At 37.4% G+C, this 1,344-nt stretch carries 3 protein-coding genes; all 3 read right to left on the reverse strand.

Going from position 1 to position 1,344, the window contains the following annotated elements:
- Positions 1-482: hypothetical protein (locus Q0296_RS04000; RefSeq protein ID WP_298036812.1), on the reverse strand; the 482-nt coding region annotated here is incomplete at its 3' end.
- Positions 482-1,120: a type III-A CRISPR-associated RAMP protein Csm3 gene (csm3, locus tag Q0296_RS04005; RefSeq protein WP_298036815.1), complete on the reverse strand. Its 639-nt coding sequence runs from the start codon at positions 1,118-1,120 to the stop codon at positions 482-484. The genes csm3 and Q0296_RS04000, both read right to left, overlap by 1 nt.
- Positions 1,121-1,129: 9 nt before the next feature.
- Positions 1,130-1,344, reverse strand: a 215-nt coding sequence (gene csm2, locus Q0296_RS04010) for a type III-A CRISPR-associated protein Csm2 (protein WP_298036818.1), incomplete at its 5' end; no start/stop codon positions are given.

Below are 1,344 nucleotides of genomic sequence, written 5' to 3' on the forward strand. Positions count from 1 at the left end.
AGTTTAAATTTATCATCTAGCAAAAAGTAGATATCTTGCTTGCTAAATTTCATCTCCATTAAAGCATAAGGCGCAAATTTACCGCTCTCATCGGTCGTAAACGTATGGTAGTTTATGGAGTTTTTTATCGTTGCGTTTTTTGTTAGCTCATAGCCAGCTTCAGCACTTGTTTTGGCATTTTTGAAATTTCCACCTTGCAGATCCTCCATGCTAAGCCAAATTTTCTTCCTATTTTCTTTTTTTAGCTCCAAATTTTCGCCCAAAAGATGACTTGGCATGCTAGGCTTTGGCAGATACCCGCTAGCAAAGCCATCAGACACTATCAAAAATGGCTTTTTGTCATAGTCACTTAGTAACTCATTTAGCCTATTTTCTCTGAACCTATATCTGATCGCCCAGCAAATTTGTCCAAACAAAGTATCGCCCTTTAGTGGCGTTGTAAAATTTGACTTGGGCGTTATGGTAGTTTTATAAAGTGTCATTATTCCCACCTTAAATTTGTAAATTCAACCCTTCCGTAACCTCTTGAGCCGCTACCGCCTAGATAGTCGTTTTGTATTAACTTAAGTCCGCTCTCAACCATCTCTTTTAGCTCGTTTTCGTTGTCATTATAAGGCTCTTTTTCATCAAAAACTTTTAGTCTGATAATAAGGTCAAATTTCACTCCAGCTGGCACACGCTCGATCTGGCGAGGATGCTCGGCGGTTCCACTTTCTCTGTTGATCACGTTTTCATATTTTGCTTCGCTTAGTTTTAGCCCTTCGCACTCTTTAGATAACAAACAATCACCAACGCTTATCCTAGTAATGCCAAATTTATTCTCTTTATCGCCAAAAATTTTTAGTAAATTTTGTGCCGCTTTTTTATCTGGCTCTGGTACTTTTTCTAAAATTTTAGAGTTAAAGACTTCTCCTTCACCATATCCAACTAGCCTATTATTCCACTCTAGCAAGCTTCTCATTTTACCTTTTAACGAGCTTCCGGGGATGTAAGGCTTATTTGTATTTATATCTTTTATCACCTGCGAGTCTATGCCGCCTATCTTCATAGTATCATCGCCGCCACCTATATGAAGTCCGCTTAAAAGCTCTATTTGTCCCTTTAAAGTTAAAATTTTCATATTCTCTCCTTATTTTTTAGCAAAGCCTATAACGGCCTCAAAAAAGAGTTTAAATACCCTTAGATCATCTTTTGTCTTTACCTGAGCTACACATTTATTTATCATCTCGACAAATTCATCGCTTGAGCATTTTCTTGACTTAGAGTAAGCCGCTTTTGAATTTAGCATCTTTACAAATGGCAAAACTTCGCTGAAGTCTTCACTATTTGATTTTTGCTCTAGCT

Origin of the sequence: uncultured Campylobacter sp. (assembly GCF_937890585.1) — a bacterium.
Taxonomy (GTDB): domain Bacteria; phylum Campylobacterota; class Campylobacteria; order Campylobacterales; family Campylobacteraceae; genus Campylobacter_A.